Raw genomic sequence first — 26,190 nt, forward strand, 5'->3', positions numbered from 1 at the left:
AATTGACTCGCGAGACAAATATCTTCTCAAATTGTTCCCTTATTGAAAACTAGGTGGCGCGGGAACGTTACCGAGGTTTCTATGAGTATTTCGCGACGCACGTTCGTCGAACTCCGCCGCTGTCCGATACGCGCTTTCGGATTCGGATCGTCTCCGAGACCGTCACGCCTCGTTGTCGCCGGCGCGGTGTTCGCTGATGAGCCGGTCGACCATCGAGGCGGTGTTCGAGCGCTCGCGCTCTCTGGCGCGCTCGTGCCAGTCGTCGATCGCCGCGTCGACGTCACGTTCGCGAGCCACGGCGAGTTCGTCCACCTCCTGCATCGCGACGTCGTCGGCGGGCGCGACCGGCACGTCGGCGTCGAAGAGGACCGCGTCGGCCATCTCAGAGAGGCCACCGTCTTTTAGGACGACGCGCGGGTCGAAGTCGGCGAGGAGCTCCGCCGTCGACCGGCCCGCCCCGCTGGCGTCCCGGAGGTAGACGACGTCGTCGGATGCGAGCCCGTACGCCTCGTCGGCCCGTCGGATCGCGTCGCGGGTGAACTTTTCGACGACCTTCACGGGGACGAGGCCGGCCCGTTTCGCCGAGACGTCGCTAAAGTTCGAGTGATCGAGCTTCCAGAGCGCCTTCATCCGTTCGACTTTATCTTCGAGCGTCGCGACCTCCTCGCGGGCGGCGTCGCGCTCGCGTTCGAGCTGGTTCGCCCGTCGCTCGAGACGCGTCACCTCCCGTTCTTTGCGCACCTCCTGACGTTCTCGGCTCCGGGCGGCCGTGAGCTCGGTTTCGAGTTCCTCGACCCGTTCGTCGCGTTCTTCGAGCCGGCCTTCGAGTCGATCGACGTGGGACTCCAACCGTTCGACCTGCGCTTCGAGCGATCGAATGCGTTCTTCTTCGGGCGTGAGCTCTCGCGGTTCGTGTCCCGACGATTCCGGCTCGGGTTCGTCCTCCTCGGTGAGATCCGTGAGGACGGCCTCGACGGACTCCTCGCCGGAGACGACGCGGTCGATGACCCCGCCCCGATCGATCCCGGGAGGTACCTTCTCGGCGATCCGCTCGAACTGATCTGCGTGGGAATCGACGGCGAATAGCGCGGCCGCGAGCGCGTCGCGCTGGTGGTCGTCGTCGTAAGGATGGTCGCGCGTGCGGTGTTGCTTTTCGTCGATCGCCAGATCGCGTTCGGGCGTCCAGCCCGCAGCGTCGAAGCTCCGGCGGAACTTCTCGACGGTTTCTGGCATCGGCGTGACGTCGGCCGCCACGATCACGGGCCGACCGCGCTCGACGATCCACTCGATCACGTCCGCCGCGTCGCTCGTCCGGGAACTCCAGACGTCGAGGACGGTCCCGTCGAGCGAGACGATGGCCGCGGCGGTCGTCGTGCCCGGATCGATGCCGACGACGACGTGGTCGAGGCGCTTTGCCAGCGGTCGGAACTCGATGCCGTCGCGTCGCTCGCGTTCGATCTCGACTCTGACGTCGCCGGATCGGTTCGCCGAGACGGGAATTTCGGTCGGCCGGGCTTCGACGGTGAAGACGGCGTTGGCGAAGCCGCCGTAGGCCTCGCGAACCTCGCGGTCGTACTCGAGGGCGGCTTCTTCCAGCGTCGACTCCACCTCGCGCGCCCGCTTTCTGACCGAGCCGTGGATTCGGCGGGTGAACCGATCCTCGCTCCAGCCGCCGCTTCCGGTCGACCGGCCGCGCGAGACCTTGACAGTCGTCGTGTCGGTGAACGCCGAGACCTCCTGGCCGACGTTGTGGGCGGCCAGTCGGGCGGCGGCCTCGGCTTCTTGCATCGGGTCGCGGCCGTAGGGGATGCCGTGGCGAGCGGCGACGCGCGAGAGCGGTTCGGGTTGCTCGTCGCCGGTCACCTGTACGAGCCTGGTTTCGGTTGGGAGCGACCCCAGAAAGTGGACCAGGGCGTCTTTATCCGCGGCGAGTTCGTACATGTTGTCGGTCGCGACGATCGCCGGCTCCCGGTCGGCGATGAGTCTCCTGAGTTTTCGGTGAGAGACGACGTCGCGCTCGACCGACTCCTCGGTCAGTATCACGAGCGCGTAGGAGGGATTGGTTCCCCGGACGTCACCCTGCTGCACGTCGACACCGAAGACGACCGCGTCGAGCGCACTCGTTCGCATCTATCCGGGGTAGGGGTGCCAGCGTGGTAAACCTGACGCGGGTCGAACTGGTGAGCGTCTCCGACCGCCGGGGCTGTCCGTTGTCGACGCTTCGGCGCCGTCGCTGGTTATCGAACTGCCCTGGACTCGTTCGCCGACCCGAACACATTTTCGCGACGTGACAACTTTTCGCAATCGATTTGTGACCAGCCTTGCTGGGTTCGATCATGAGTAACGAAAACGCATCGAACCCTGGGGACGAACGAAACGCCCCTGAATCGAACGAATCCGGTTCGGATGACGTCGACCCGACCGACGTAGAACCCGCACAGATGGAGTCGAGTCGAACGAACCCGAATCGGACTTCATCGAACGCACCCAGGTCCGACCAGGACCTGCTCAAAGCGTGGGTCGTCTACGTCGCCGGGTTGTTCGGTCTCGCGGGCGTGGCGGTCGGCCTGTTCGAAATCCTGGCCGACGCGGTCGATCAGACGATCATCGAGGTCGACGACGTCGGCGGTATCGGGCAGGTGAACGAGGCTCTCGCCCAGCTCGTCACGTCCTTCTCACTACTCAGCGCCCCGTACGTGGCCATTCTGTTCGCCGTGATCCTCGGCGCGGTGCTCGGCTGGGTCTTCAGTCTCGACGACGAGCGGACGGTCAAGCTCGCCGGGGCCGCCGCGGCCGCCGGTACGGCTGCCTTCTTACTCCCCGCCATCGTTTTCACCAGCGCGACGATCGACGGCGGGTCGCTAGACGTCGGCGGCGCGCTCATCAGTATTCTCCTCGCGTCGCTGGTCGCGGCCGGTGGCGCCGCCGGCGGGGTCTGGGTCACTCGCTCGTACGCGCCGCCGATTCGCTCGATCGGTCGTCGGACGGAGTAGGGTGACCGGACGACTCGGGGATACTACCGCCCACTTCCTTCTAACAATCTAATCAGTTTCGGCGTTATATTTCATAAAATGTTATAGAATTCGTATATCAAACCATGAATTTAAGCTACCTTTTTATAGTGAGTATACCACTGTTCGGGCGATGCCGGAAACTGAGTACGACGAATCCGAAACGACAGACGAATCGGACGAGCAATCAGCACCCGCTGGCCAAGCCAGCGCGGAACCCGGAATGGGTGACATCTTCAACCGCGAAGATACGAAGAACGAACTCAAGATTGGGGTGGTGTTCTTCGCGCTCGCCGGTCTCGGGGTTGGATTGGGCGTGTTTCTCGCCGAGGCTCTCGAGAGCGACTTTGCCGAGATGGCTTTCTACATCCTCGCTGCTGGTTTTACACTGCCGGTGCTCGTTGCGATCGTAACGGCACAACGACAGGCGTCCGAACTTTCCGAGTTACCAGACAATTTGGTCCTCGGTACCGCTGGTGTGACGGCGATCGCCGGAACATTGGTCATGGGTCTGTTGCTCTGGCTCTTCGGTGAGATGGCGTTCGATAATTTCGGTGACCTTGGCGATATCATTCTTCCCCTCGTCGGACTGGGAATCGGTGCGGGGGCCGCCGCAGCCGGCATGGTCTGGGTCATGCGCAACCTGATCGACGGCGACGACTGAGACGGTCACGGTTCTCCCCGTTTCCTCCACTTCGATAGCTGATGCTATCGAACGAACCGATCGGATTCGACACCTGAGACACTCCGTATCGGACCAAACCAACTCGTTCTAGTCGTCCGGATACGGAATCTCGAAGTCGTCGCCGTCGTTCGGAACGAACACGCGTTCGTCGGGCCCGTCGAACACGGCTCGCGCCTCTTCTAAGTGTGCCGACGGATCGCCCCCGTAGCGCGACGAGAGGTGCACCAGCGCCAGGCGTTTCGCCCCGCATCGGTTCGCGATTTCGGCGGCCTGTCGGGCTGTCGAGTGGGCGGTCTCGACCGCTCGCTCCGCGCGGTCGCTGGCGAACGTCGCGTCGTGGATCAGTAGCTCCGGCTCGTCGGCGACGTCGACCGTCGCCGCGGTCGGTCGCGTGTCGCCCGTGAGGACGAGGCTGCGCCCCGGCCGGGGATCGCCGACGACCTCGTCGGGTTCGATCACGGTCCCGTCGTCGAGTTCGACCGGGTTCCTCTCGTGGAGCTGTGAGAACTTCGGCCCGACGGGCACGCCGAGTTCCTCGGCTCGCTCGCGGTCGAATCGGCCCTTGCGTTCGTCCTCTACCAGCGCGTAGCCGACCGACCGCGTGTCGTGGTCCGTGGCGAACGCCCGGATCTCGTATTCGTCGGCCCGATAGACGACGTCGTCGGGATCCACCTCACGAATTTCGACCGGAAAGCCGGGTCTCGTTTCGAGCGCGAACGCGAGCGAGCGGATGCGGCGGGCCGTCCCCCGGGGCACCGAGATCGAGAGCGACCGCTCGCGGTCGTTGAAGTCGAGCGTCTGGAGCAGCCCGGGCAGGCCGAGGACGTGATCGCCGTGGGCGTGCGTGACGAAGATGTGATCGACGTCGAAACCGGTGCCGTAGCGCATGAGCTGGCGCTGGGTGCCCTCTCCGACGTCGAACAGAAACGAATCGCCCTCGCGAGCAAGAAAGACCGAACTCGGGTTTCGCCCGACGGTCGGCACGGCCCCGCTCGTCCCGAGAAACGTCACGCGTAGCGTCATCGATCGTGTCTCGGGCGGGCCCGCCTATACCGTCTTCGAATCCGGGATAGTCCCCGGGCCTAGCAACGTTGCGTCGTCAGATGGATCGATTCGTCGAAGACGGAGGCGACGCCGCGGGCGACGCGCTCTGCGTAGGCGCGTCGAATGTTCCAGGACTGGCTGATGAAGACGCCCTGGTCGCCGAATCGGTTGACGAGCAGGTCGTCCGACGTGAAGTCGTCGACCGGTTCGGCCACGACGGCACAGGTCGGCAGTGCGTCGTTGATCGCGTCGGCGATCACCTGCTTGAACGCGGTGGATGCATTGCCACCGACCTCGATACCCTCCTCACAGAGTCCGTTGAAACTGACCGCGTTCTCGAAGCGTTCGTCTGCGATCTCTGCGAGTTCGGGGAACGAGGCCGGATCGAGCAGGCGCGAGGGGACGCGATAGCGGGTGAACGAGCCGCCGCCGACCCGCCAGCCCATCGCCCGCCAGGTCGTCAATCCGGCCTCCTCGCCGGCGATCGCGGCCTGTTCGTCGGTCTTGGGCTCGATACCGCCACCGTGTGGCGCCAGAATGAGCGTATCGGAGCCGCGCTCGTCCAGCCGTTCGACGAACCCGCCGTTCTCGCGAGCGTCCTCGACAGACTGTTCGGGATCGACGACGGTCGCCGAGAGGTCGGCGTCGAACTCGTCTTCGACGATCGAACAGTCGTTGCCGGGTCCGGGACACTCGTCCTGTTCGACGCCGGGGAACGTTTGTCCGGCGAGGTCGAGACGACAGCGAGCCTCGTCGCCCATTCGGACGATGTCGTTCGGTGCTTCCGGACGCGCCTCGAGTACGGTGTAGATGGCGTACTCGTTCGAATCGCGCGCTACTCGGATCTGGCCGCCCTCGGGTACGCCCAGTTCCTCCAGCAGTCGTGGATCGGCCGACAGGGCCGTCGGTTCGTCGGCCAGGTGGCCCTGTCCGTAGTCTAGATCACAGACCGTTCCCGTGAGCTCATCGTCACTGCTCGTAATTCCCTGTCGGGTTGCCGCTTCGTAGCTACCGACAGCGACGCCGAGCAGCGCGGGCGATCCCAGCATTCCGGCTAACATCGTCCGCCGGGACGGTCGGAACCGATTCGTCGTTTCGCGTTTGTCGTTTTCGTTTGTCATATCTCTCATCGCGTGGGAGCGTATCCGCCTCCCTCGGTGGTTGATCGTCGATGCCACTCGCATACCGCTCGCAGTCCCTACTGCGAGTCAGCCCTCCCTGCGCCCACCCTCCACCCAACCAACGTCACGACGATCGCCCTGTGACGGTGGTCCGTTCTCGTTCGTCCGCCGATTCACCCTCGCTTTTCGCCGATTCTGCCACGCCGTCTCCGTTCGACTCCGCCCCTTCGACGTTCAGGCCGGTCGCTCGGTTCCCCTGCTCGCGTCCGGCGTCCGTCAACTGCACTGACGGTGGTAGAACGCCGCTTTCCGCTGTCGGGTCGTCCGCCCTCGCGGCGGTCGATGGGCCGAATTCGATCTCGTCGCTCCCGGTTGCGTCCGCCCGCATCCGGTCGTCCGGTCCGGCCGACCGGGAAGATCGCTGGGACTCGATCAATTCGTACGCCGAGGACCGCTGATCGATTTCGGCCTCGAGCGCGCGCATGAACGACGCGACGGTGTTACCCATGATGAGCACGGGCCAACCGTCGTCGAGCGCGGATTCGAGGATCGATCCGGCGTGGTCGGGGTTGTCCGACTCGACGATTACGGGAACGTCGGATTTTTCCGCAAACAACTCCGCGTCCGATCCGACGACGCGTGCCTGCTCGATCGCACCGATTCGATGCAATTCTGCGAGGTACGTGTGAAACGACGCCGTTCGCGCCCGCCGGTCCTCGCGAAGGTAGAGCAGGGGCTGGACGACTTCGTCGTCCTCGACCAGCGCCCGTCTGATCATCTCGGTACTCTCGACGTCGTTGACCGACGCCGCGTTGAACACGCGTCCGCGCGGCAGTTTTATCCACTCGACGCGATAGTCGTCGAGCAACGACTCACGAAGCGGATCGGACAGCGCCGGCTCACCGATCGCTTGCAGCACTTCGTCGATGCCGTAGACCACCTCGGCTCCGGGAATGTCACGGTGTTCGTCCGGCACGTCGACGTGACGGACCGATGCCCCGACGTAGTCGAGTTCTCGCTCGAGGTACGCTCTGAGTTCGGGGTCCCGTTCGCCGTTTACCACGCACGTATCGCGGGGTACCGCCCGCGCGAACGATCGGGCGATCGCCGCACGATTTCCGCCGAGCGTATCCCGGTGGTCCTGTCTGACGTTCGTGATGACGAAGACGTCCGGGTGGCCGAACGTCTCGTTCATCAAACGCGTGGTGTAATCGGTGATTCCCTGGTTTTCGAGAACGAGCGCGTCCGTCGGTCCGAACGACCGGAGTTCGCTCGCGTTCTCGTAGAGCGTGACCCGCTCTCCGCGTTCGATGGGGTGTTCCTCGCCGTTGTACACCGAGAGCGGATGATTCCCGGTAATTTTGGCGTAGGTATCGTACCCTCGGGCGCAGAGTACGTCGTGAATCCGACGCGTCATTCCGGACTTTCCTCTGGTACCGGAAACGACGATCCGTACGTCCGCTTCGGCGAGCTGACTACGGTGGATCGATCCGCGACGGACGATTTCCGGGGTGAGCGATTCGAGTCGCTTCGCAGCGGTCGTTACAACATCTCTCGTTCGGTCGATCGGTGGGTAATTCATCGGTATCTATCACGCGGAGGGGTTCGTGGCGGCGATGCGTCGGTTTCCGGCGGGCAGTTCGAGCCGTTCCAGCCGGTAGATTGCGACTGTGCCGGCGAGTACGCCCGCCAGAGCGAGTGTGAGCGTCGGGACGGTCGGTTCGTACAGTGCGCCGTTCGACGACGGCGAGACGAAGAGACGGAGCCAGAAGAGTAACACAACGAACAGGCCGGCCGAGATGGCCATCGTGTTCCGTCGGTGGGCCGGTGGGACGCGGTGTAGGTTGTACGCGCCGACGCCCGTCAACACCGCCGTGAAGAACAGGTGAACTCCCGGCGCGACGGGGGCGACGATCGCAACCGGCAACATCGCGAGCATGCCGACGACGATCGAGATGCCGAGCAGGACCCGTCCATAGAGCAGCGTCCGTCGGTGAATCTCGGTCGTGAGCAGGTAGACGATGCCGAGCCCGGCGACGTATATCGGAACGACCACGGCCGACTGCAAGGCAAAGAGGGCGAGCAGCGGAAGCGCGACGATACCCGTCAGTCTGACGCCCCAGCGGTGGTAGACGCCCTCCGATCCGAGTACGCCGATCGCGAATGTGAGAAGTAACACGGGCGTCGATGCGCCGAGTCCAGCTTCGATGTCGCTGATCGTCGCCTGCCTGATCGCGGCGACGTCCGCCTCGGGTGTAAACAAGAACGGTGGGACGATTCGCCCGAGGGTGGGGGCGAACGAGACGTTGATCAGTGCGACGCCCAGTCCCACGAGCCCGACGAACGCGGCGGTGCTCGCGATGAGGTCGTCGATCCGTTCGGCTCGATCGTCGAGCTGGTGGTAGTTGTACGCGGCGACGCCGGGAAGGATGCTCCCAACGACGGTGAGTGCGGAAAGCTCGATCGAAACCGCACCGACGGCCGAGAGTGGAACGAAGAGACAAAGCGGGACCGCTGCGCCGATCGCCATGGCTGCCAGAAGCAGCTGCCGTCCAAACAGGAACGTCCGTTTTCTGAGCGCGCTCACTCCGACGTAGGCACACGCACCTGCGAGGAGGAAGGCTGGAACGGCGACGAAGTCGTAGAGGGCGTAGACGGCAAAGAGCGGGACGACGAGCACGCCCGAGAGTCGCAGTCCGTACCACTGCACGACGACGATTCCCATTAGAATGCCGAGCACGGACAGCACGAGCGCGACGATCATTGCGTGGCTGGCTCCGTTCGTGTACCGGTGTTCGTCGCTATCGCCCGATTCGTGCGAGTAGTTCGGCCGTTCGTGTCGAGGGAGGGCCACGTCTCTGCTATAGTGGGGGCCATAACCGTCGTGGCTCCCCGAGCGGTTGTTAAGTTTACGTATATAGGAATTAAAATAATACTACGTCCTATAGGCCATTTCTATTAATCCCATTCGAGAGCGTGGTATTATTTGACAACGGGGGCGATATTATTATCGAACAGTTTGATTATTACTCGGCCCACTCTGGCCACATCCTGTTAATTATCACCGGTAAGGCGCTACGCTAATGCAGATAATAAGAGTCGAATTTAGGTGTGTGTAGAATGTAGGTCAAATCGATCACGCACCGAGTTATGTCACCGGCACTATCGATGGGGTCGTTGAAACGCGCGATCGCGTTACTCGCAGTCGTCGCTATCGTTGTGGGGGCAGGGGTGATCGTCGGCCAGGCGCCGGCGTTGTTCGGTGCCGACGTCGCACAGGATCCACACGCATCGATCACGTTCACCGATCAGGAGAGCAATGGCTCTGCGGTACTCGTCGACTCGGTTTCGCTCTCCGATGGCGGCTTCGTCGTCGTCACCGACGAGCGCGGGACCGTCGTCGGCGTCTCGGAGAAACTCGGTTCGGATGAGTACGACAACGTCACCGTCGAGCGAATCGAAGACCAGGATCGAGAACTCCACGGCCGTCTCACGGCTACGGTGTATCACGATCATACCGATGATGACGAGTACAGCCCCGATCCCGACGAGGGGACGGGCGACCGCCCGTACATCGTCGACGGCTATCCGGTGTCGGAGACGGCGACCGTGATGAACGTCGACCGTGACCCGACGGCGACCGATTCGTTTACGGTCCAGTCGATCGAGGGCCCGTCGACCGGCTACACCACCGAGACCGTGACGATTCTCGCTGAAATCGAGAATCCCACCGACGAAGAGCGACGACAGGACACCGAGTTACGCATCGGCGGCGCGTTGTACGAACAGCAGGTGTTCACCCTCGACGCCGGAGAGACTCGGGAGATGAGCTTCGACGTCGACCTCTCCGACATCGGCGAGGGCAACGTCACCTACGGCGTCTACACCGAAACCGACGGGATGCAAGGGGAGATCACAATCGAGTACGACGGACCGCCCCACCTCTCGATCCAGGAGGCGAACACCACGGAGATGGTCGTAGACGTCGGGGTGCCAGACGGCGGATTCGTCGCGGTCGAAGACGTCGACGGACAGCTGCTCGGTACCTCGACCGAACTCGAACCCGGCGTCTACGAGGGTGTACGGATCGAGTTCGACGATCTCGACGCTTCGGGGAACCTGACAGCGATCGCCTACGAGGGCGACCCGGACGAGCCCGACGAGGCGACGGCGTACGAGTGGGAGGGCGACCCGATCGCGGACGCGACGGACGTCCGCGCTGACCTCGAGTGAACCGACCGATTCTTACCGGCGCCGTCCCTAGCCGTCGATAATGGACGCGCCGCTGTGGACGGAGGAGTACGCCCCGACGCTCTCGGATCTCCCGCAGGTGGACGCGAGGGAACTACTTTCCGAGACCGTCGACGAGCCGTTGAACCTGATATTACAGGGTCCGCCGGGCAGCGGAAAGACCGCCGCCGCTCGCGCGCTCGCACGCGAAATACACGACCAGCCGGATTCGGACCTGACCGAGGTGAACGTCGCCGACTTCTTCGGGCGGACGAAAACCGAGATCAAAAACGACCCGCGCTTTGCGAGCTTTCTCGTCGGCCGATCGGACATGTCCAAGCGGGACATGATCAACCACGTGTTGAAGGAGTCTGCCAGCTACGCCCCCGTCGCGGGCGAGCACAAGACGCTCTTGCTCGACAACGCGGAGGCCGTCCGCGAAGACTTCCAGCAGGCGCTTCGACGCATCATGGAGAAACACCACCGAACGACCAGATTCGTCATCACGACGCGCCAGCCGACGAAGCTCATCCCGCCGATCCGCTCGCGGTGTTTCCCGGTGACGATCCGCGCGCCGACCAGCGAGGAGATCGTCTCGGTCCTCGAACCGATCGTCGAGTCTGAGGACGTCGACTACGACGCGGACGGCCTGGAATTCGTCGCCGGCTACGCGGGCGGCAATCTTCGGGAGGCGATCCTCGCCGCACAGACGACGGCCTTCGATGCGGGCGAGATCACGATGAGCGCGGCCTACGACGTCCTCGGCGAGGTCGGCCTCGGCGAACCGGTCTCGTCGATGCTCGACGACGCAGAGGCCGGCGAATTTACCGACGCCCGAAAGACCCTGGACGATCTGCTCGTCGACGAGGGACTCGACGGCCAGGAGGTTCTCGGCGAGATCCTGGCTCAGGGCCGAAAGCGCTACCAGGGGTCAGACCTCGCCCGGCTCCACCGTCTCGTCGCAGACGTCGAGTTCGACATGCAGGAAGGCACGAGCGATCGGATCCACGTCTCGCACCTGCTCGCCGAACTCGGTCGAGAGGCCTAACGGACCAATTCGAACGGTTCGTCCCCGCGAGAGCGCCAGTTCTTTGAGCCGACCCGTCCGAGGTGAGCGCATGCCGACGCTGCTCGAGACGCACATCGAGAACCGCTTTCGGGTCCAGCCCCACCACGCGAACAACCACCAGACGCTCCACGGCGGGAACCTGATGAAGTGGCTCGACGAGATCGGCGCCATGTCCGCGATGCGCTTTGCCGGCGAGACCTGCGTCACCGCGCAGGTGAACCGACTCGACTTCTCGCGGCCGATCGGCATCGGCGACACGGCGCTCGTCGAGGCGTACGTCTACGACGCCGGCCGATCCAGCGTCAAGGTTGCGCTTCGCGCCTGGCGCGAGGAGCCCCGGACGGGCGAGACGGAGCTGACGACGGAATCGACGTTCACGTTCGTCGCCGTCGACGCCGACAGCTCGCCGGTGACCGTGCCGTCGCTCACGGTGGAGACCGAAGAGGGCGAGCGTTTGAGAGAGCGGGCGCTCGACCGAGACGAGTAATCCGTCGAAAAGTAGAGTTGTCGAATGTGTCGACCGAATTCGGCGCCGGCAGTCAGTCCAGTCCGTAATCGTCGAGCGAGTGGTAGTGTTTCCACGCGCCGATCACCTCGTCGGTGGCGAACTCCAGGGTGCCGTCGACGAGTTCGAGCGTGACGAGGTCGTCTTCGATCGTCGTGTCGTGGAGGTGCAGTTCGATCTGGGCGTCGAAGTCCGCGACGTTGACCATCACTTCGCCGTTCTCTTCTAACAGCTCTCGGAGTCGATCGGGTTTCATACGATCGTACATCGGTGCTTCTGTCCAATAAACCCGGTGCTGATTGCCACTTACTGGGCCGAAAGCACCAGCACGTACCGCGTCAGCGATCGGTGGACGCGGCGCTCGAACGTGGCCCAACGTCTCACCGCCGATTTGATTCTCGTTTCGCTTCGAATCCACCGAACGACGGCTCTGCCTATGTATTCCACTCAGCCGGCGTCGTGAAACCGCTCTAAAACGTCTTCTGGGACGGGGTTTACGTACTCGAAGGGTTCATCGTCACAGAGCCGTTCGAAGTCCCGATCCGTCGTAACGAGCGCGTCGATTTCGGCCTCCCGGGCGAGCGCGACGTAGAAACAGTCGTAGACGTCGTGATTCTTCGCTGCGCTGCACTCGTAGGCATCGAGCACCGTCTCGTCGTCGACGTCGACGAACTCCATCGGATACCGAAGCAGCGAGGAGACGGCGTTTCGGGCTTCGTAGCTCTCGAACCCGAGGTCTTCGAGCACCCACTGGATCCGAAGGGGAAGGTACCCGAACACAACGAGCGTGTCGGCACCGGTTAACGCGGGGACGAGCTCCTCGGAGACGTACGGATGGCCCGGGTGGTCCTCGATCAGCTGTATCGACAGCGCGTTGAGATCGGGAAGAATGCGCTTCGCCCCCATTCTCATCGCCCGCCGAAGGTCGCGTCTCCGGCGTCTCGAAACGCCTCTTCACCCCACTCGGATTCTCGCGTGAGCGTCTCGAGTTCGGGTAACTCTCGAACGAGTCGTATGTCGCCCCCCTCGCGGACGACGCGGAACTCCGTTCCACCGTCCAGGTCGAGGTCGTCGCGGAGCGCCTTCGGGATCGTTAGTCGACCGCGATGGTTCAGCTGTGAGATGCCGTATTCCTCTCCAGCGTCGTCTGTTTCACCCATTGGTTCACCGTGGGCTGAACGAACGGTGCCGATCACCAAAAATCCTTACGATAACTTCGATAGGATAAGACGCGGGTGACTAGAGCGTTCGAAAAACGGTACGTTCCGATCTGATTCGCCACTTCGGCGGTCTCGGCGTCGCTAGACGAGCACCAGCACGTACCGCGTCAGCGATCGGTGGACGCGCCGTTCGAATGCCGCGTCGATCGTCCAGCCGGCCTCGCGGGCCAGGCTCGCCCAGGAGCGGTCGGCGACGATGACGCCGCGGTCGGCGACGCGTCGGGTCTCTTCGAGGGCGCCCGAGACGAGGTCTTCGAGCCGGTGGGTTTCGATCTTCGACTGGCGACCGTAGGGAGCGTCGAAGACCACGGCGTCGACGGCGTCGTCGGCGAGCGGGAGGGCGGTCGCGTCGGCTCGCGCCACGTCGAAGCGGCCGGGGCGATTCGGGAGCGACGACTCTGCGGTCGGGTCGAGAAAGTGAGCGAGGTTCTCGCGCGCGCCGCGGACCATCTTCACCTGGGCGTCGGTTCCGATCACGTTCGCGCCGACGAGTCCGGCCTCGACGAGGACGCCGCCGGTGCCACACATCGGATCCAGCACCGTCGCGTTCGGGCGGGCACCGGCGAGGTTGACGACGGCGCGCGCGAGCAGCGGATCCATGCTCCCCGGCTGGAAGAACGGCTTGTCGGTCGGCCGCCGGTCGCCGAAGTCGCGGACACTTTCGGCGGCGAGCCAGCCGAGCGCACAGACCGAGTGGTGGTCGCCCGTCGCGGCGTCCGTCCCGTGGGCCAGTCCGTTCTCCCCGTCGGCCGGTTTCAGCACGGATCCGCTGTCGGGATCGATCGGCCCCTCCGAGAAACTGGCGCGCAGGACGTGATCCGGGTCGTCCAGGTCGACGCTGTACCCGCGGTCCGTGAGTACCCCGCCGAGCGTTCGCTCGGCCTCGGCGGTGTCGATGCCGGTGGTTCCCTTCACGTCGGTCGCGCGGACGGCCACGGTTCCCGCTCTGTCGAGGGCGGCCGTTTCGAGCAGGACGCGAGCGCTCGCCAGAGCCGCGTCGGTGCGGCCGACGAGTTCACTCGCGCGGCGGGTGTAGGCGAGCGTGCGAACGCGTTCGTGCGAGATAGCCTTCGCGAGCGCGAGTCCCGGACCCAGCGGCTCCAGTCCGGTCGCCGCGGCGCGCGCTTCGGCGATCGCGAACGCGTCGTCTTCACCCCCGAGTTCGAGGACGTACACGGTCGTAGGTGACGGACGACGGGCCATGAGCGTACCGTTTCGTCTGGGTCGGACGGCGATGGGCGGTGGCTTCAGTCCGAACCTGCGACGGCACTCTGATCGCCGGCGTACAGCCGCGTCAGCGTCTGACGAGCGTCACACACTATCGTTCAACTTGACAGATCGGGGAGCGGTACCAACCTTTATAAAGGTTAAATACGTCTTTTTAAACGACCAATGACGGATCCGAAGGACACCATCAACATCGAGAACGTGGTGGCGTCGACCGGTATCGGACAGGAACTCGACCTCCAGAGCGTCGCGATGGACCTCGAGGGGGCCGACTACGACCCCGAGCAGTTTCCCGGTCTCGTCTACCGAACACAGAATCCAAAATCCGCCGCGCTCATCTTCCGCTCGGGGAAGATCGTCTGCACCGGCGCGAAGAGCACCGACGACGTCCACGAGAGCCTGCGCATCGTCTTCGATAAGCTGCGCGAACTCCAGATTCAGGTCAACGAGGACCCCGAAATCGTCGTCCAGAACATCGTCACGTCCGCGGACCTGGGTCGAAATCTCAACCTGAACGCGATCGCGATCGGGCTGGGCTTAGAGAACATCGAGTACGAACCGGAGCAGTTCCCGGGACTCGTCTACCGCCTCGACGAACCCGAAGTCGTCGCGCTGCTTTTCGGCTCCGGAAAGCTCGTCATCACCGGCGGCAAGCGCCCCGTCGACGCCGAACACGCCGTCGACAAGATCGTCTCCCGGCTCGAAGACCTCGGCCTGCTCGAATAGCCGACGAGCCGATCGTTCGAAGCGAACGAGGCGAGTCGGCAGACCGCTACTACGGCGCCGGCCGCGAGGGGCCGACGAGCGAGTCACTGCCATCCCGACCGACCGCCACGACCGTTTTTCGAACCCAACCGCCGACGAGCCGTGCCACCAACCACCGACGGCCGTTCGCGGCCCGAAACTGGCCGTAGCCGTCGGAACGGTCAGGTGACACACCTTCGTACTCGAGTTTCACAGTTGCGACCGAATCGAATTTCGGTTACACACGGGCAGTTACGCGATCGAGTACACAGGTCCTACAACCGAACAGTCACGTCGACCGAGTTGTTATCTCTGCGTTACTTGCGAAAAATATTGTCCTTCGAACTCCTACGTCGACGCATGCGCCGCAGGGACTATCTGGCTGGTGCTGGGGCCGTCTGCGTCGGTGGCGTCGCGGCCGCCGGAGCGGATCGGTCCGGATCGATCGAGCGCCGCGGATCGGTCGAGCAGCTGATCGTCGCCCCGGAGACGACGATCCTCTTCGAGATATCGCGTTCCGACGAAGTCGAACCGGCCGACATCGAGTGGGACCTCGGTGACCTGCCGGGCGGCGGACTGGCCGCAGACCTCGAGTACGAGACCGGAGACGGCGTGCGCTCGGTTCGCTTCGAGGAACTCGGTACGTACGAGATCAGCGCGAGTCACGAGGATACGACCGTTCGTTGGGACGTCACCGTCGACGACGACGGCGCGGGACCGCCGACGATCGAATCGATCGAAACGGACCCGAGGCCGGGCGAGACCGTCGGCATCGACGATTCGGTCGAGGTCACCGCCACGGCGGTCGACCCTGAGGGCGACCTCGATCGGCTCGTCTGGGTCGAGGGCCGAAACTACCTGGTCGTCGAGATCGACGAGATCGACGGCGATCGCGCCACGGCCACGCTCTCGCTCGATGAGACGCCTCACTGGATCGACTTCGGCTACCCGACGGTGGCCTACCCCGTCTGCGCGGACGGCCGCCTCGGCGAGAGAGCGACGAGCGACGGCCCGGCCGTCCGCCAGCCGTTCGACGTCGAAATCGTCGAGACGAACGCACCCGTCGCGGCGGGCGAGCGGTTTTCGGCCACCGTCGCCGTCGAGAACGTCGGCGACATGATGATGGTCGGGCCGGACACGCAGGAGATTGCGCTCGTCGTCGGCGACGAGGTCGTCGACTCGAAGACGGTGTCGCTCGGCTGGGCCGAGGAGACCCAACTCACGCTCGGATACGAGACGTATCCCGTCGCGGAGGACGTCTCGTTCTCGGTTCGGGTCGAGGGCGAAGACGACGCCGATTCCGTCGATATCGAGGTGTACGCCGATTCGGAAAACGGAGGCGCAGGCCGCGGAACCCTCTCCGTGGATATCTCCGGGACCAATGCGCCCGTGACCGGTGGTGAGCGTCTGGAGGTGTTGGCGAACGTCGGATCCGACGGATCGGGAGATGCGACCGGTCCGATCGAACTCGTCGTCGGCGGCGAGGTCGTCGACACCCGCTCGATCGAACTGCCGGCCGGCTCAACCGACACCGTCGCGCTCGGCTACGAAACGTACCCCGTCCGGCGTGACGTCGACGTCACGCTCACCGTCCGCACTCCTGACGACGCGGCGTCGACGACGGTGCCGGTTCGCGGTCGGGACTAACCGCGAGCCGGACCCCGCGGTCGCAACCGAGCCGATCCCGACGCGTCGGCCGCTCTCGCGCTGTCCGTGTTTATTTGACCCCCGAAGCCGAACGAAGCGACATGCTCGATCTGCGATTTTCAGAAGACGAACTCGCGACCCGTCGCGAACACATCGTCGGGTTCATCCGCGATCAGACCGACGCTGCCGGCGTAGATGGGGCCGTTCTCGGTCTCTCCGGCGGCATCGACAGCACGCTCACGGCGCACCTCGCCACCGAGGCGCTCGGTCCGGAGAACGTTCACGGACTCGTCCTTCCCGCGGTCGTCAGCACCACCGACAACATGAGCGACGCCGAGCGCGTCGCGAAAGACCTGGGCGTCTCCCACGACGTGATCGAGATCGAACCGGTCGTCGACGCCCTCCTCGCGGCCTACCCCGAAGCCGAGGGCGATCACGAGGCGGTCGGCAACGCCCGCGCCCGCATCAGAGCGGTCTTCAACTACCTCGTGGCCAACCACGAGAACCGGCTCGTCCTTGGAACGGGAAACCGAAGCGAAGCCTGTGTCGGCTACTTTACGAAGTACGGCGACGGCGCCGTCGACTGTCACCCCATCGGCAATCTCTACAAACAGCAGGTACGCCAGCTGGCCAGCCACCTGGGCGTGCCCGACGACCTCGTCGAGAAGACGCCGACGGCGGAGCTGTGGGCCGATCAGACCGACGAGGACGAACTCGGACTCACCTACGACGAACTGGATGCGATCCTCGCGACCCACGTCGACGGTCCCCTCTCGGTCGAGGCGACCGTTCGCCTGTCTGGGCTCGACCGGGAGACCGTCGAACGCGTCCGCGCACTCTACGAGGCGAGCGAGCACAAGCGAAACCCGCCGCCGGCCCCCGCGCCGATCGAGTGAGCCGTCGTGGCGTGACGATCACTCGCGCAGCGCCCGAAGCGCCTCCCGATGGGTCTCGACGAGGTCTGCGAACGCCTCGGCCTCGCGTTCTTCTTGACTCGCCGCGTCGTCACCGTCGCGAATCCGCTCGCAGAGTACCGAAAGCGTCTCGGGCGGGTTGGCCGCGAGTTCGGCGACCACCTCGTCCGGCTCGGTCGCGATTCGACCGATAAGGCCCATCTCCAGCGCCGTCTCCGCGTCGATCGTCCGTCCCGTGAGCGCGAGGTCGAGCGCCGGGCCCTCGCCGACGATCCGGGGAAGCCTGACGGTACCGCCCCAGGCGCCGAAGAGGCCGAACGTGACGCCCGGTTCGCCGAACGTCGACCGGGGCGTCGCGACCCGGAGGTCGCAGGCGAGCGCGAGTTCGAGACCGCCACCCATCGCGGGCCCGTCTATCGCCGCGACGACGGTGGCCTCACACGCTTCGATGGCCCGGGCGACGCGCTGGCCGAGTTCCGCGAGTTCCCGGCCCCCGTCGCGGTCGAGCCGAGAGACGACGTCCAGGTCGGCGCCGGCGCAGAACGCGTCGCCGCGCCCTTCGAGGACGATCACCGGTTCGTCGGCGTCGACCACGGCGTCGAAAAGCGTCTCGAGTCCGCTCGGCGTGAGGGCGTTTCGGGCCGCCGGGCGGTCGAACGCGATCCGGCGGATCGGCGTCTCGGCCTCATCCGGGGTCACGGTTCGTTCGACGTCGATCATACCGCGACCCAGGGGATACTTTCCAAAGGTCTTTGCGTCCCCCACCGCTATCAATCGATGATGGATCGGGTCTCCCGCTGTCGGCGTGCCACTCGCGAAGCCGTGACGGACGTGGCGCCACCGCCGCTGTGCGATCGACTGCGAACGGAGATCGACGCCCACCCGCTCACGCCGGCCGTGTTGACCGTCGAGAGCGCGCTCGCCGCGGACCCGAACGCCGACGTCGACGACGTCCTCTCGCTCGCGGCCGGGACGCAGCTCATCTACACTGGGCTCGCGCTGACCCGCACGCTGGCACACGATGAGCCCTGGGGCGAGCGCCTCGACGCCGACGGACCCACGGTGGCGGATACGACCAACCGAACCGCCGCCGACCTCTCGATCGTCGCCGCCGACGTGCTCGTCGCCCGCGGCTTCTCCCTGCTCGCGCTCACCGACGCCTCCGACCGCGCCGTCGAGACCGTCCGGGCGTTCGGTCGCGATCAGACGCGCCGGGACAACCCCGAAACCGACGAGGCGGCGATCGACGAACGCCTCGAACGCGACATCCTCGAACTCGCGGTCGTGACCGGCGCGGCCGCCGTCGAAACCGAGCCGGAACCCGCGCTGGTCTCGTTCGCCGCCGACCTCGCCGATCGATCCGCCGACACCTACCCACAGCCCGACCAGTGGCTCGAATCGATCGACGCCGCGACCGTCGACGGGCTGGCCAGCGACGGCGGCACCCCGGATCGGTCCCCGAGCGCGGGCGAGTAGTGCGGACGTGGTGTGCGCGCGATCGCGCGCCACACCGACGCCGTGGATCGAAACGGATTTACCTGCTTCCCGGCAACTCCCATTTGCGCGCCTGGGTAGCTTAGCGGTAAAGCGCGTCCTTGGTAAGGACGAGAGCCCGGGTTCAAATCCCGGCCTAGGCTTGTTATCCGCTCTTTCGTGTTATTCTAACTCGATCCGACAAAAGGGGACAAAAAACACTGCCAGAAGAAATGGTTGTAGCTCAACGTCCCCGAAGGCTAACTCAGATCCACAAGTGAAAATAATGAAAACTGACGCCGGGCGCGAGCCGTGGCCCACTGGACAGGGTGACAACCCGTTAGCACAGCGTGATTCGAACCAGCCGGCACACTGTGCCCGATCAAACAATCAAACCCAGACCCGCTCAATTTTTCACCAACGAAACTCCGATACCTCGGAATTCACAATTTCCTTAAACCGAGCGCACCACCCGTTCACGCATCAAGTTTCGATCGTATATCCACTAGATATAAGCCCCAACGGCCCCTCTCTCGACGTGGAAGCCACTCGCTCTGGCGTACCAGAGTCGGCAGAAATGCCTCGGGTGTTGTAGCACCCGAGACGTGGCTTCCGAAACCCGCCTGAGGGTTTTACGCAAGCCATGACACGCTATACACCAGACCACCATAAAGCCCGCGCACAGCCCGCCTATCCACGATACACGGTGACTACCAAGTTTCTCGATTCGAGACACTCCATCACCGACACCCCAGCCATCCACACAACCTCCGGCCCCACCGAAGACAGCCTCTTCGTGCCCGTCGCCCGCCCGACCGACCCGTACCGGTACGGCATCGTCTCGCGAGAGCACTACCCACCGTGTCCGAGTTGCACCGAACCAGTGATCACAATCAGAACACTCGGGCCGCACCGACACACCGCGGATCCCTGCGGCTGCGATCTCGACGCCCACACGGTCGCCCACTTTCTGCGAGGGCCAAGCAGATGACCGACACACCGGACCTAGAGAACTGCCCGTTCCCGCTGTGTCCGTTCTGTGAGACGCCGGTCGTCAGTATCACGTCGACGGGGCCACACTCCCACTCGGCCAGTCCCTGCGGCTGTGGACTCACCCTCACGGACGTCCAGGAGATGCAGGGATAGCGGAACCGACACGAAAAATCACCGTCCACCGAGGTGTCGGTCACCGAATGATTCATGGGACTCTCCCGACGTGGCCTTATACGAATGGGCGTCCGGTTTCTTCACGCGGCGGATTTTCACCTCGGAAGCCAGCTCGCCGCGGGTCGCGGCGAGTCGACCGACCACGACGAGACGCTCGAATCGGCCGTCTACACGGCCGTCTCCCGGCTGTTCGATCTCGCCATTTCGGAGCGGGTCGACTTCGTGATCGTCGCGGGCGACCTCTACGACACCGATTCGAGAAGCGTCAGGGCGAACGCGTTCCTGGAAGAACAGTTCGCCCGACTCGCCGAGCGCGAGATTCCGGCCTACGTCTGCTACGGCAATCACGACCCGGTCGCCGACGCGCCGACGTACGTCGAATTGCCAGAGACCGTTTACGAGTTCGATCACGAGGCGCCCGAGGAATTCTGTTTTCCGAACGCGGACGCCCCGGAGGCGCGGATCTGGGGCCAGTCGTACCGGGACCGACACGAGAGTCGATCGATGTACCGCCGCTTCACGCCGGCCGACGACCGGATCCCGAACGTCGGGGTGCTCCACACGGGGTTGAACCCCGACGGGCGCCGGTACGTCCCGGTCGGCCGTCGCGACCTGGCGGGCAAGGACGACATCCACTACTGGGCGCTCGGTCACGTCCACGACGCCCGCGTGTTCGATGACGAGCAACCGATCGCCTATCCGGGCGTCCCGCAGGGCCGCCAGATCACGGAGCCGGGTCCGGGCGGCGCTCTCCTCGTCGAACTCGACGCCGCCGGCTCCTGCGAGATGGAGTTCGTCCCGACGAGCCCGGTCGTCTGGCGGTCGGTCGCAGTCGACGTCGGCGACGAGTCGATCAGTTCCATCCCGGATATCGAACGTCACATAGAGCGGTCCGTCGACGACCTGGCGGCGACGACCGACCGGTTCGACGGGACGAGCGTCTCGGTTCGCGACCCCGAGTGGGAGGTCGACGGCTACGTCTGCCGGTGGACGCTGACAGGCAACGGGCCCGTACACGAGACGCTCGGGGCCGACCCCGAGGCCGTCTACGAGCTCACCCGCCGACTCAGACGGACGCTAGCCGGGCGGCGACCGTTCGTCTGGACCGAGGCCGTTCGGGACGAGACCGGTCCGCCGATTCCGGCGATCGACGACCTCCGCGGGACCGATCGGGTGATCGACGAGTTCCTCGCGCTCGCGGACGAATTCGACGACGCGGCGAGAGACCGCTTTCGCGACGAGGTCGGCATGCTCTGGCAACCGGTTGACGACCACGAGGAGGGCCGACCGGACGAACTGGCGTTGACCGACGATCGACTCGACGAACTCGTCGACCGCGCCAGAGAGCGGGTGTTAGGGGAGTTGGCGCGACGGAGGGCCGACTGAATGTCGCTGCGGAGGACCACCTGAATGCACCTACACGAGCTTCGAATCGACGATTTCGGCTGTTTTAGAGGGGCGAGACTCGACTCGCTCGGCGACTCGCTCGTCGTCATCGGCGGTCCGCAACGGGCCGGCAAGACGACGTTCGTGGAGGCGCTGCGCCAGTTCCCCGACGGCGTCGGTCGCGGCGACGGGCTCCCGCCGGCGACCGATACCTACCGCGTCGACGCCGAACTCACCCGCGACGGCCACCGGTACCGGTACGTCCTGAACGGCCACGCGACGCCCGCCGTCTCACCGATCGACGGCGGCCCGGGGATCGACGCCGACGACGTGTTCGGTCCCGTCTCGGCGCGACAGTACCGCACCCTCTATACGATCAGTCTCGACGAACTCCGCCGGCTGCCGCCGGGGATCGACGACGCGGAGGATCTGGCGCGAATTCTCCTCGGCGGGGCCTACGGCGATCTCGCCGAGATCCCGGACGTCGAGGCGACCTTCGCCGATCGGGCTGACGAGATCGGGCTGTCGAAGGGCAATCCGAACACCAAGAGTTCGAAACTCTACGAACCCTACCGGACGATCGAGCGGGGAATCGACCAGCGAGCGGCGGCGAACGAACAGGTCGACGACCACCGTCGGGTGACCGCGGAACTCGAGAAAACTCGATCCGATCTCTCCGAGATCGACGCCGAAATCGAGCGGAAACGGCTGGCGCGCGATCGGCTAACTATTCTCGAGGAACTCTTCGAGCAGGTCAACCGCGTCGAGGCGTTAGATGCGCAGCTCGACGCCGTCGACGGCGACCGGATCGACGCGTTTCCGACGGAACTCTCGGGTCGGCTCGAACACGTCGAGGCGGAGTTCGAGACGGCGACGCGGGAGTTGACCGCCGCGAAACGGGCGTTCGATCGGGAGGCGTCGATCGAGTCGACCGAGCGCTACCTGGCGTGGCTCTCCGAGAACGAGCGTCGGATCGAATCCCTGCGCGAGCAACTGCCGGTGTGGCGGCGGACGCGAGAGCAACTGATCACGAAACGGGAGAAGATAGAATCGACGCGGGACGATCTCGAACGCGAGATTGCGACGCTCCACTCGGAGTGGGGTCGATCGTTCGGCCGCGTCGACGCCGTCGAAACGAGCGCCGTCGAGACGGCGCGGGTCGAGGCGCTCGCCTCGCGCGTCGAAACCCGCCGCCGGGCGCGAGACGAGCTGGCGACCGAGATCAGAGCGGACCGGACGCGTCTCGCCGACCTCGAATCGAAACTCGAGCGCCTCGAGGACGACCGCGAGGAAACCAGCGAGGTGCCCGTTTCGACGCGCGAGCCGGCGATCGTCGCGGCCGTCGCGATCGCCGCGGGGACGGCCGTCGCCCTCGTGGCGCCGCCGGTGGCGGGCGGCGTCGTCGCGCTCGCGGTCCTCGCCGTCGGGCTGGCGGCGATCGACTCGACGGTGACGGTGGAGACGACGGTCGACGCCGAGCCGTACCGAGAACTCGCGGGGCAGGTGGCGACGATCGAGAGCGACGTCGCGGCCGCGCGAGACCGGCTGGACGCGGTCGACGAGGAACTCGCGGCCGCCGACGAGGACCTCGAGACCCTCGTCGGGGACCTCGGGTTGCCGGAATCGCTTCCACCGGGCGAGGTTGCGGATTTCTACGACCGGGTCGTCGACCTCGCGGCGGCGATCGACGACTATCGAGGCGAACGACGCGAGTGGGAATCGGAGACCGAGGAGTTCGGACAGGACCTGGAGCGGGTCGCGTCGTCGATCGAGGCGGTGACCGACGTCACGTGGTCGGAGACGGACCCGCTCGCGGGAGCCGAAACGTTGTTGTCGACGCTCGAATCGGTGGCGTCGGACCTCGAACTGGCCCGCGAGGTCCGTCGGGCCGAGCGCGAGCGAGCCGACCGGGTTTCGGATATCGACGCCGTCCTGACGGCGTGGGACGCGGATCGATCGATCGACGCAGCCGCGCCGGACGAGCGGGTCCTGCGGTCGATCCGGGCGTTCGCAGACGAAGCCGATCGGGTCGCCCGACTCGAGGCGCTGGCCGACGAACGCGAGCAGCTCACCGCGGGAATCTCGGCCAGACTCGAGACGGCGTCGGCGAGCGCGGCGTTCGACCCGATTCGGGATGGCGACGAACCGTTGACGGCGGTGGTCCGCGAGGCGGTGACGGCGTACGCCGACATCGGTGCGATCGAAGCCGAACGACGAGCGCAGCGGGCGCGGATCGACGAGCTTCGCGAGCGTCGCCGATCGCTCCAGGAGACGCAGGTCGACCTCGAACGTCGTCGTGACGCCCTCGCCTCGGAGGACGATCTGCGCGAGGCTCGCGCGACGATCGACGAGGGGCGAGTCGCGTTCGAACGTCTCGGCGAAGCCTACGCCGTCAACCGGATCGCCGCGTCGATGGTCGGCCAGCTTCACGACCGACTGCTCGCGGACGTCGTCCACTCGCTCGTCGACGACGCGAGCGAGATCTTCAGCGAGATCACCCGAGAGTACGAGGGAATCGAACTCGACGGTGACCTCAGATCGCTCGAGTTTCGTGCACTTTGCGAGGACGGGCCGGACCACGGCGTCGGCGAGTTGAGCCGGGCGACGGCCGAGCAGCTCTTTCTCGCCGTCCGACTGGCCCGGATTCGCCGGACGGACGTTCAGCTTCCGGTGGTGCTCGACGACGCTGCGACGAACTTCGATCCACACCACATGGCTCGCGTCTTTCGCGTGATCGACGAGTTGAGCGCGACGACGCAGGTGTTCTTTCTCACCTGCCATCCCCAGTGCGTGAAGATGGCGGCCAAGGGTGAGTCGGTACAGTACTGGTCGCTCGACGACGGTCGCTTCACGCGCCGCGACACCGCCACCGACCTCGAACGCCACCTCGCGGCGGAGTGACCTCGTCGGCGGCTCTCACGTCCCCGGATCGGGGTCCGAACCCGGCGGCGCGACGCCCAGCCGTCCCTCGGCGAAGGCCGCGACGTCGGCGGCGAACGCGTCGACCTCGTCCCAGTCGGTGAATTCGACGTCGGTCGAGACGTCCTCGTCGGGAAGCCGTCGTTTCGCGATCTGTTTCATCACCAGTCTCGTCAGAAATCCGTACTCCGAGTAGCGAAGCGCCCCACCGAAGAGACCGATGCGATCGGGATGCCAGCCGGTCTTCTCGACGAACGTCTGGACGTACGCCGCGGCCTCTTCTCGCCCTTCCTCCGTGGCGGACGCGAGCGAGACCTGGAAGAACGCCGTCGGTTTCGACGCGAGGACGTCGCGGTGTGTCTCGACGAACCGATGGATTGCCCGTTGATGCTTGGTCCGGTGGACGGACGCCCCGACGAGTACCGCGTCCGTCGACTCGACGTCCAGATCCGAGGGCCCCTCGCTCGCGTCTACCGTCCGTACGTCGTGGCCGCGATCGGCGAGCACCGACGAGATCCGTTCGGCGACGGCCGCCGTCTGTCCTTCGCCGGTTCCGTAGCAGACGAGAAACGAACTCACGAATAGTCACCTGGTAGCACGTCGGCTCACCAGAAACCGTACCTCGTCGAGGTCGATAAATCCGGGCCCTGATACGGACTCTTCGATCGGTGTCGTTCGGTCACCACGCCTTGGCCGTCACCCGACCGGCTCGAAGTCCTGATCGCCGACGCGATAGCCGTCGAACTCGCCCGCGGCGATCTCGGCTTCGATGACGTCGTACGTCTCCTCGTCGAGTTCGAGGAAGTGACAGAGCGGGTGTCCGGGGAGCGCGACGGGATTCTCCCTGAACCCGACGATCAGGCCGGAGAACGGAGCCGTGACCGTTTGTTCGACGGTCCCGAAGTGGTCGACGATCGAGCAGATGGGGTCGTCGGCGGTGACGAGCGGATACGGTCCCCACTGCATCTCGACGAGGCCGCCCTCGTCGGCGCGTAACCACCGGCGTCGCGCGTCGTCGTCATCGATCGTAACCCAGCTCGGTCGACTCACGTCGTGATCCGGCAGACAGTCGAACTCGCTGAGAACGTTTTCGATCCCTCGGACCGCCCGCTCGATGAGCACCGGCTGGAACTGCTGGGCGCGCCCCATCTCGACGGCGATCGTCGGAACCCCGTCGTAAGTCGCCGTTCGCCGGAGCGATCCCTCCGCACCCGTCCCGTCCAGGACCACGTTCGCGCCGAAGGCGCTGGCGAGTCGGTCGACGTCGGGATCGCGCAAGTCAGCGCGGACGTGGTACATCGTCGTCCGGTTGCGCGTCGAGGTGTGTAGGTCGATCCCCAGGTCGCACGGTTCGACGAAGCGGTCGTAGAGGATCTTCGCCATCCGACTGGCCGTGTTCCCCCCTTCGAGACCTGGGAACGCCCGGTTCAGGTCGAGATCGTATATCGGAACGTATCGTTGCTGGGCTTTGAGGGCCGGCGGATTGGCGACGTGGACGCAGACGAGCGTGCCACGCAGCTCGGTGGGATCGTACCGATTTGCGACGCGCTGGACGACTTCGACGCCGTTTAGCTCGTCGCCGTGAACCGCCGCCACGAGGAAGACGCACGGTCCGTCGCGCTCGCCGTTGAGTACGGTGACCGGAACGGTGACCGGGTCTCCGAGGTAGTTTATTCCGACTTCGAACCGAAACTGGTGCGTTTCGCCGGGGTCGACGCGTCCGCGGCCGTAATCGAACGGCTCGGGGGTCGTTTCGTTCATACGTCGCCGTTGGCTGTCCGCGAGTAAGTAGTACCCTCATCGAACCGCTACGGCGATATTTCGTCCG

At 65.1% G+C, this 26,190-nt stretch carries 24 protein-coding genes and 1 tRNA gene; 13 read left to right on the forward strand and 12 right to left on the reverse strand.

The genetic code is table 11. The annotated features are described in order from the left end of the window. Window positions 1–162 precede the first annotated feature (162 nt). Window positions 163–2,130, reverse strand: coding sequence for a DUF460 domain-containing protein (locus NKH31_RS10800; protein WP_254861807.1), 1,968 nt, complete (start codon window positions 2,128–2,130; stop codon window positions 163–165). Between the two features lie 206 nt (window positions 2,131–2,336). Here NKH31_RS10800 and NKH31_RS10805 point away from each other — a divergent pair, with 206 nt between their 5' ends. Then, on the forward strand, window positions 2,337–2,993 hold the full coding sequence (locus NKH31_RS10805; protein ID WP_254861808.1) for a hypothetical protein: 657 nt from the start codon (window positions 2,337–2,339) through the stop codon (window positions 2,991–2,993). 241 nt (window positions 2,994–3,234) lie between these two features. Further along, complete coding sequence (locus NKH31_RS10810; RefSeq protein ID WP_254861809.1) at window positions 3,235–3,675, forward strand: hypothetical protein; 441 nt, start codon at window positions 3,235–3,237, stop codon at window positions 3,673–3,675. A gap of 108 nt (window positions 3,676–3,783) precedes the next feature. Here the strand turns inward: NKH31_RS10810 and rnz are convergent, their stop codons facing one another. The 4 genes from rnz to NKH31_RS10830 form a co-directional block, all read right to left on the reverse strand. After that, the gene (rnz, locus tag NKH31_RS10815) at window positions 3,784–4,719 is read right to left on the reverse strand and encodes a ribonuclease Z (RefSeq protein WP_254861810.1); all 936 of its coding nucleotides are present in this window, start codon (window positions 4,717–4,719) and stop codon (window positions 3,784–3,786) included. 59 nt (window positions 4,720–4,778) lie between these two features. Then, window positions 4,779–5,861 (reverse strand): poly-gamma-glutamate hydrolase family protein, encoded by a 1,083-nt coding sequence (locus NKH31_RS10820; RefSeq protein WP_254861811.1) that lies wholly within the window; start codon window positions 5,859–5,861, stop codon window positions 4,779–4,781. Between the two features lie 124 nt (window positions 5,862–5,985). Continuing rightward, a complete protein-coding gene (locus NKH31_RS10825; protein WP_254861812.1) occupies window positions 5,986–7,443 on the reverse strand; it encodes a Mur ligase family protein in 1,458 nt (485 codons plus the stop codon). 9 nt (window positions 7,444–7,452) lie between these two features. Beyond that, window positions 7,453–8,715: a poly-gamma-glutamate biosynthesis protein PgsC/CapC gene (locus NKH31_RS10830; protein WP_254861813.1), complete on the reverse strand. Its 1,263-nt coding sequence runs from the start codon at window positions 8,713–8,715 to the stop codon at window positions 7,453–7,455. A 296-nt stretch (window positions 8,716–9,011) separates the two neighbouring features. Between NKH31_RS10830 and NKH31_RS10835 the strand changes: the two genes are divergently transcribed. The 3 genes from NKH31_RS10835 to NKH31_RS10845 all read left to right on the forward strand — a co-directional run bounded on the left by NKH31_RS10835 (window position 9,012) and on the right by NKH31_RS10845 (window position 11,647). After that, window positions 9,012–10,094, forward strand: coding sequence for a DUF7282 domain-containing protein (locus NKH31_RS10835; RefSeq protein ID WP_254861814.1), 1,083 nt, complete (start codon window positions 9,012–9,014; stop codon window positions 10,092–10,094). A gap of 40 nt (window positions 10,095–10,134) precedes the next feature. After that, entirely contained in the window at window positions 10,135–11,139 is a 1,005-nt protein-coding gene (locus NKH31_RS10840) for an AAA family ATPase (RefSeq protein WP_254861815.1), read from the forward strand. Window positions 11,140–11,209: 70 nt separating this feature from the next. Beyond that, entirely contained in the window at window positions 11,210–11,647 is a 438-nt protein-coding gene (locus NKH31_RS10845) for an acyl-CoA thioesterase (RefSeq protein ID WP_254861816.1), read from the forward strand. Window positions 11,648–11,699: 52 nt separating this feature from the next. Here the strand turns inward: NKH31_RS10845 and NKH31_RS10850 are convergent, their stop codons facing one another. The 4 genes from NKH31_RS10850 to NKH31_RS10865 all read right to left on the reverse strand — a co-directional run bounded on the left by NKH31_RS10850 (window position 11,700) and on the right by NKH31_RS10865 (window position 14,061). After that, window positions 11,700–11,921: a hypothetical protein gene (locus NKH31_RS10850; RefSeq protein ID WP_254861817.1), complete on the reverse strand. Its 222-nt coding sequence runs from the start codon at window positions 11,919–11,921 to the stop codon at window positions 11,700–11,702. Window positions 11,922–12,112: 191 nt separating this feature from the next. Continuing rightward, a complete protein-coding gene (locus NKH31_RS10855; protein WP_254861818.1) occupies window positions 12,113–12,571 on the reverse strand; it encodes a type II toxin-antitoxin system VapC family toxin in 459 nt (152 codons plus the stop codon). Window positions 12,572–12,573: 2 nt separating this feature from the next. Continuing rightward, window positions 12,574–12,825: an AbrB/MazE/SpoVT family DNA-binding domain-containing protein gene (locus NKH31_RS10860; RefSeq protein WP_254861819.1), complete on the reverse strand. Its 252-nt coding sequence runs from the start codon at window positions 12,823–12,825 to the stop codon at window positions 12,574–12,576. Between the two features lie 141 nt (window positions 12,826–12,966). Next, window positions 12,967–14,061, reverse strand: a complete 1,095-nt coding sequence (locus NKH31_RS10865; RefSeq protein WP_254861820.1) for a methyltransferase domain-containing protein — start codon at window positions 14,059–14,061, stop codon at window positions 12,967–12,969. Window positions 14,062–14,277: 216 nt separating this feature from the next. Between NKH31_RS10865 and NKH31_RS10870 the strand changes: the two genes are divergently transcribed. The 3 genes from NKH31_RS10870 to NKH31_RS10880 all read left to right on the forward strand — a co-directional run bounded on the left by NKH31_RS10870 (window position 14,278) and on the right by NKH31_RS10880 (window position 17,399). After that, entirely contained in the window at window positions 14,278–14,838 is a 561-nt protein-coding gene (locus tag NKH31_RS10870) for a TATA-box-binding protein (protein ID WP_007699688.1), read from the forward strand. A gap of 378 nt (window positions 14,839–15,216) precedes the next feature. Beyond that, window positions 15,217–16,503 carry a hypothetical protein gene (locus NKH31_RS10875; RefSeq protein WP_254861821.1) on the forward strand — a complete coding sequence of 429 codons (1,287 nt, stop codon included), beginning with the start codon at window positions 15,217–15,219 and terminating at the stop codon, window positions 16,501–16,503. Window positions 16,504–16,604: 101 nt separating this feature from the next. Beyond that, entirely contained in the window at window positions 16,605–17,399 is a 795-nt protein-coding gene (locus NKH31_RS10880; protein ID WP_254861822.1) for an NAD+ synthase, read from the forward strand. 18 nt (window positions 17,400–17,417) lie between these two features. Here NKH31_RS10880 and NKH31_RS10885 read toward each other — a convergent pair whose 3' ends face one another. Then, window positions 17,418–18,137 carry an enoyl-CoA hydratase/isomerase family protein gene (locus NKH31_RS10885; RefSeq protein ID WP_254861823.1) on the reverse strand — a complete coding sequence of 240 codons (720 nt, stop codon included), beginning with the start codon at window positions 18,135–18,137 and terminating at the stop codon, window positions 17,418–17,420. Window positions 18,138–18,197: 60 nt separating this feature from the next. Between NKH31_RS10885 and NKH31_RS10890 the strand changes: the two genes are divergently transcribed. The 5 genes from NKH31_RS10890 (at window position 18,198) to NKH31_RS10910 (ending at window position 24,344) form a co-directional block, all read left to right on the forward strand. After that, complete coding sequence (locus NKH31_RS10890) at window positions 18,198–18,893, forward strand: DUF7114 family protein (RefSeq protein WP_254861824.1); 696 nt, start codon at window positions 18,198–18,200, stop codon at window positions 18,891–18,893. Between the two features lie 89 nt (window positions 18,894–18,982). Further along, window positions 18,983–19,054, forward strand: a tRNA-Thr gene (locus NKH31_RS10895). Between the two features lie 823 nt (window positions 19,055–19,877). Beyond that, on the forward strand, window positions 19,878–20,036 hold the full coding sequence (locus NKH31_RS10900) for a hypothetical protein (RefSeq protein WP_254861825.1): 159 nt from the start codon (window positions 19,878–19,880) through the stop codon (window positions 20,034–20,036). An 84-nt stretch (window positions 20,037–20,120) separates the two neighbouring features. After that, entirely contained in the window at window positions 20,121–21,443 is a 1,323-nt protein-coding gene (locus tag NKH31_RS10905; RefSeq protein WP_254861826.1) for a metallophosphoesterase family protein, read from the forward strand. 24 nt (window positions 21,444–21,467) lie between these two features. After that, complete coding sequence (locus tag NKH31_RS10910) at window positions 21,468–24,344, forward strand: AAA family ATPase (RefSeq protein WP_254861827.1); 2,877 nt, start codon at window positions 21,468–21,470, stop codon at window positions 24,342–24,344. A gap of 15 nt (window positions 24,345–24,359) precedes the next feature. On the opposite strand, the gene NKH31_RS10915 is transcribed toward NKH31_RS10910, so the two are convergent. Further along, window positions 24,360–24,941, reverse strand: a complete 582-nt coding sequence (locus tag NKH31_RS10915) for a flavodoxin domain-containing protein (protein WP_254861828.1) — start codon at window positions 24,939–24,941, stop codon at window positions 24,360–24,362. A gap of 117 nt (window positions 24,942–25,058) precedes the next feature. Continuing rightward, window positions 25,059–26,123 (reverse strand): succinylglutamate desuccinylase/aspartoacylase family protein, encoded by a 1,065-nt coding sequence (locus tag NKH31_RS10920; RefSeq protein WP_254861829.1) that lies wholly within the window; start codon window positions 26,121–26,123, stop codon window positions 25,059–25,061. Window positions 26,124–26,190 lie beyond the last annotated feature (67 nt).

It is taken from the genome of Halovivax gelatinilyticus, from assembly GCF_024300625.1.
Classification (GTDB): Archaea; Halobacteriota; Halobacteria; order Halobacteriales; family Natrialbaceae; genus Halovivax; species Halovivax gelatinilyticus.